The 5143-nt window shown below is 37.2% G+C and carries 7 protein-coding genes; 2 read left to right on the forward strand and 5 right to left on the reverse strand.

Annotation, left to right across the window (positions count from 1 at the left end; genetic code table 11):
• Positions 1 to 802: amidase domain-containing protein (locus tag ACESM9_RS14260; protein WP_373000117.1), on the forward strand; the 802-nt coding region annotated here is incomplete at its 5' end.
• On the opposite strand, the gene ACESM9_RS14265 is transcribed toward ACESM9_RS14260, so the two are convergent.
• Positions 771 to 1676: a DUF4392 domain-containing protein gene (locus tag ACESM9_RS14265; protein WP_373000120.1), complete on the reverse strand. Its 906-nt coding sequence runs from the start codon at positions 1674 to 1676 to the stop codon at positions 771 to 773. The two genes, ACESM9_RS14260 and ACESM9_RS14265, sit on opposite strands and share 32 nt — an antisense overlap.
• A gap of 152 nt (positions 1677 to 1828) precedes the next feature.
• Positions 1829 to 2152, reverse strand: a complete 324-nt coding sequence (locus ACESM9_RS14270) for a DUF3870 domain-containing protein (protein WP_373000123.1) — start codon at positions 2150 to 2152, stop codon at positions 1829 to 1831.
• Positions 2153 to 2352: 200 nt separating this feature from the next.
• On the opposite strand from ACESM9_RS14270, the gene ACESM9_RS14275 reads away from it, so the two are divergent.
• The gene (locus ACESM9_RS14275) at positions 2353 to 3048 is read left to right on the forward strand and encodes a VCBS repeat-containing protein (protein ID WP_373000132.1); all 696 of its coding nucleotides are present in this window, start codon (positions 2353 to 2355) and stop codon (positions 3046 to 3048) included.
• On the opposite strand, the gene ACESM9_RS14280 is transcribed toward ACESM9_RS14275, so the two are convergent.
• The 3 genes from ACESM9_RS14280 to ACESM9_RS14290 form a co-directional block, all read right to left on the reverse strand.
• Entirely contained in the window at positions 3045 to 3953 is a 909-nt protein-coding gene (locus ACESM9_RS14280) for a GNAT family N-acetyltransferase (protein WP_373000126.1), read from the reverse strand. The two genes, ACESM9_RS14275 and ACESM9_RS14280, sit on opposite strands and share 4 nt — an antisense overlap.
• 26 nt (positions 3954 to 3979) lie before the next feature.
• Positions 3980 to 4414 carry a hypothetical protein gene (locus ACESM9_RS14285; RefSeq protein WP_373000129.1) on the reverse strand — a complete coding sequence of 145 codons (435 nt, stop codon included), beginning with the start codon at positions 4412 to 4414 and terminating at the stop codon, positions 3980 to 3982.
• 182 nt (positions 4415 to 4596) lie between these two features.
• Positions 4597 to 5143 (reverse strand): sodium:solute symporter family transporter (locus ACESM9_RS14290; RefSeq protein ID WP_411289437.1); only part of this gene is annotated, 547 nt, incomplete at its 5' end.

The raw sequence follows: 5143 nt of genomic DNA on the forward strand, positions 1-5143 counted from the left end.
GGAAATAAACCCAAAGGTAGTAATCAAAAATGTAAAAAATGATGAAGAACGTGTATCTGTTAATCTGCTATGCAATACCGAATATAAATATGTTTACGAAGATAAACCTGATGAAGTTAACACTTCCAGGATAGGAACTTATCATGTGCTTGAGCTGGTTAAAAAAAATGATTTATGGCTCATATCAAAGGAATGGTATAACGACCCTTTTGCAGACTCATTAAAGCTAGACAATATTAAAGTCGATTCCATCAAAGAGTTCATATTATCCCAAGGCCCCAGAGATCTTTCCGACATAGGTGAGAGGAGAAAAGGTGCGGTGGAATATGCAGACCGTTACTGCGGCGCCGCCAGTGAAGAGCAATATGGTTATCAATACAATAAAAAATATAGAAACTACAATTCCCAGGGTGGAGATTGTGCCAACTTTGCCTCTCAGATCCTCCACGAGGGCGGAAAATTCAAGAAAAACTATTCCTGGAATTACGATAAAAATGGAGCCACAAGGGCGTGGCTCAATGCCCAAGGTTTTAAGGACTACATGATAAGCAGCGGCAGAGCTTCCCTAATAGCCTACGGAAGCTACGAAAAGGTATATAAAGCCTCATATAAGCTTCTGCCCGGTGATTTCGTAGCCTATGAAAAAAAAGGAAAAGTCACTCATATTTCAGTAGTTACCGGTGCTGATTCAAGGGGTTATTCTCTGGTTACCTGTCATAATACAGATAGAAACAGGGTACCCTGGGATTTAGGATGGAGCAATTCCAACATCAGATTCTGGCTTGTGCGTGTACATTTCTAGCTAGATGGACTTGATCTTCAACTGTATCTTTCAATGCCAAAAATACTTTAAGGTTTTCTTCAAGGCTTAATCCATCTACCGTCATAGTTCTTTTTTTTGTATAACCATCTACTGCACCTGCTTCCACCAAGCTTCTTAACATGGCTATTTCAATATTAATATTATGAAGAAGATTCCTTTGAGCAATAATAGAAAGACCTGCCGCCAGTGCATGGCCCCCCCAGTTGGATACTCCTGCCACAATCAAAAAATCAGAAGCAAAGGAAGCACAAATGGTTTCACCCTTTTCCACAGCCTTAACCACATAAGGTCGAATCTTGCCCATACCTATTTCATTGCCTCCGTCCCCGATGGCAATAGTTGTTATGCCCATTTTTACTGCTTCCTCGAACAATGTATCCATAATGGGTACAATATCACTTAAGTCTTCTCCTCTCATGGAATAGCATTTACCGTCCATGGCCTTGCCTGGTCTTTCAATGGCAATAATATGGGAGGGTTTGTATATCTTAAGCAAATCCTGAGAAAGCCATCTATTGATATCATGATTTATTATCTCTATAGGAGCATTGACTCCTCTCACATCTGCACATTTCTTTAGCATTTTTCCAGAATATATATCAGTGATGAAAAACACTTTCTTTCCCAGTTGTTCCAGTGCACCAGCCAGGGAAACAGCTCCTATGGGACCGTCAGTCTCTCCTACAGCTGCATCCTTTATAACAAATCCAGTTACGATGAAGATAGTATCTCCCTCTAATAGGCTTTCAGCTGCACCCCTTAGTTCACCTTCGATGAAAGCCTCCTCTAATCCTCTGTGTCCCAGATTATCCTTTAATACTTTTTCCAGTTCTTTAAAGTGTTTTTGATACATGGTTTCAGCTCCTTTTCAAAAAAACAAAAAACCCAGCATAACAGATGTTATCTGGGTCTTACTTACAGTTGTATTATGGTGTGATCCATATACATGTAAATAAAACTTAGTATATTTATCTAATAAAAGTATATATCATGAATGAATCAATTTCAATTGCTTTTTGCCATCAAATATTTATTTCTGGCATCCTTTACTGCGGCAATAACAGCTTTTTGGGCTATTCCCAGAAATCTGTCTTTGATTTCCTCGACGATAAGCTCTATATCATCAACCAGGTTATAGTTTATTAATATGGACTTGATGAATTCCGAGGTCACATCCCTCACCATATTACATGTAACATCCACAATCCTTCCACTTTCCTTTTCCAGTATGAGCCCAACAAAAAACATATCATATATTGCAGAAATTGGATCATTTGCAGCTACCTTTGCAGTACCTGTAATATAGATTGTATTCTTAGGATAAATCAATTTGCCATCCTCCCTGTAATAGTTATCACATCAACTTATAATTTCATAATATTATTCTGCAACACAATGTACAACCCCTATTTTTCATAGGAGTTATAGATTAAATACAGTACAGGTGAGCAAAACCTAATATTATACATATTATATCATTAAGATTCATTTTTGAGAGGATGTGGATCTGATTGAGAATAAATAAAGCTATGGGAAATGTACTGGATTTTAAAATAGGAGATGTAAATGGGGATAGAATTAAGGATTATGTGTACCTCATAGGAGATAAGCCTTTTGGCGATGAAAGTCCTGCTAGAAGCAACATCAGACTGATGGTTGTTGATGGATATACAAAAAGAAGGATCATAATAAGATTGAAAGAAGACCGTGGTTATAACTCTACCCTTTTTTTGGGAGACTTCACAGGAGATAAGGTTGATGATATTTTAATAAGCATAGACTCAGGAGGAAGCGGAGCCACCGGTTTTTACTATATCTATATATTTGAAAACAATGTTCCGCGAAAGATATTCGACTTTGAAGTATTTGACGAGGATTTTGAATATGATGTAAACTACCTGGATGATTACAGGGCAGAAGTCATCAGCAAAGCCAATAATAAGAGATATATACTAGATTTGACCTATAAGGGACAAGAGTATTTATCAGAAATATATAACCCTGATGGTACATTAAAAGAGCCTATTGTTGGATGGGTAGACCCTCTCAGCGGATTATACCCCATAGACTACCAAAGAGATGGCACATATGAACTGTACGCCGAGCAGTTAATTGCCGGAAGATATCACGCAGATGGGCTAGGTTATGTTCAGACATCCCTGAAATGGAATGGTAAGAGCTTTATGCCCTTTTATCAGACTGTAGGAATACCCGGGGAAGGCTAATTCCTTTCCCGGGTTAAATTATATTTATAGCATACAACTCCTTCAACCTGCCTGAAACCTTCTTGTATATATAGAGCTTTTGCTTTTTCATTTTCTGCGTTTACACATAAAATTGTCCTATCATATTTATTATCCTTTGCAAACTTCATAGAAGCTCTAAGCAAAATTCTTCCTAAGCCTCTTCCCTGATACTTGGGAATAACGGCAATGGGTCCTATGTTCATTATAGGCATATCTTCATACTCATCCTTTGACCCTTTCACCACACCTACTGGTTTTTCATTATGATAAAGAATCATAAGGCCACCTTCTATATAATCATCAGCATGTACCAGCTTAGCAACCTGTTCTGGTGTGACAGGCGTTTCATTCCCCTGAAGATTCGCAAAGGCTGAATTTCTTACTTCACACCATGCCTCTTCGTCCTTTCCAGGTCTAAAGGCCTTTATCTCTAAACCTTCCGGCAGGTCATAGTCAGGTACCTCTAAATCATCTCTAATGAGCAAGTAGATATACCTTTCTATTTCGAAATTCAATGTTTCCATTATCTTCATCAATTCTGTATTGACTAAAGGAACAAATATGTTCAGCTTATCCAAGCCTTCTGTATGCTTCAATAGGGCTTTAAGAAGCATATCATAGTATTCAACATTTTGTATTTCTGAGTGAAATATCCTGAAACGGCCTTTTTTCCCTCTCCTGTTGTATTCATCTGCTATAAATGAAGCTACAGCTTTTATCTCATTATTTTCATCAATAGCTATATAAGTTGGATTTTCCTCATCAGGTTTGAAATCTCTCAAATCTTCATCATATAGAAATGAATCATCAATCTCCATTTTATGCTTCTTGCAGTACTTCACAAAATCCTGTATCCTGTCATGTTTCAAAGCTTCAATTCTCAATATTCTTCTCCTGCCTCTCATAGTATTTAATCTTTTGTAAATAATTTATTTTCATTATCAAAAGGAATCAACCTCAGCTTTACAAGCATATATAACGACATTATGCCTTCAATCATACCTATTATAAAATATATTATATGCAAAATGTTTATAATTTCTAATATATAACACTGAATCACAATCCATGCCATCAAAATGCAACCCATGGCACCGCTTAAATAAGGATGAAATTTCATCCTCCTTTTTACAAACCAGAATGAAAGCAAATGTCCCAGCCCAATTACAATAAATAAGAATAATCCAGGAATCAGGAAGTTGGTAAAGGGCCCTTTTTTCAACAGTTCAGTGCTAATGCCCATAAGCGCCTCATAGGGATCAATAATAGCTATGGCTCCTCCAAACAATGCGCCTATACCAACAAAGCACAAAATAATGGATTGGATAAGATATAGCCTTTTCAAACTGCCTCACCTCTTTTTTATCACAATAATATATTTTCTCAGGATCCAATATCACACCCCTTATACATTTCCGCATTTGAATACTTTTACATGCATCAACGTATAAGCATCTTAGTCTCATTATAATAGAAAAGTAAAAGAACATGGTAGGTATTTCTACTCTACCATGTTCTTTATTCATATTAACCTTCATATGTTTTGGCAAGTTCGAATTCTTCCTGTATCTCCTTTGAAGGTTCTTCGGATAATAGAGTTACCACTACTATTACAATACAGGAAATGACAAAGGCAGGGAACAACTCATATATACCCCAGACTCCCCCCATAGGCTTCAATAATAGCTTCCATATGAAAACCATTCCTCCACCGGCTACCATACCTGCGATTGCTGCTGATCTGGTGACCCTCTTCCAGAACAGAGAGAATAGCATTATAGGGCCAAAGGTGGCACCAAACCCAGCCCAGGCAAAGGAAACTACTGTAAAAATTACACTGTTTTCATCCAATGCAATTATCATTGCAATAACTGATATTATTATAAGAGTAAGCCTTGATATATACAAAACTTCTTTATCAGTTGCCTCTTTTTTCATAATACCCTGATATATGTTTTTTGAAAAGGCAGAGGCCGCAATAAGCAAATAGGAATCCGACGAGCTTATGGTAGCCGCTAGAATACCTGCCATCACTATTCCTGCGAATATAGGTATAAAGAAATTAGTGGACATC

This window comes from Lutispora sp., from assembly GCF_041687175.1.
In the GTDB taxonomy this organism is placed as follows: Bacteria; Bacillota; Clostridia; order Lutisporales; family Lutisporaceae; genus Lutispora.

What these genes read in the sequence shown, in the direction of transcription:
- ACESM9_RS14265 (WP_373000120.1), bottom strand. Translation starts at nt 1,676, where the DNA reads ATGTATCAAAAACACTTTAAAGAACTGGAAAAAGTATTAAAGGATAAT.
- ACESM9_RS14275 (WP_373000132.1), top strand. Translation starts at nt 2,353, where the DNA reads ATGGGAAATGTACTGGATTTTAAAATAGGAGATGTAAATGGGGATAGA.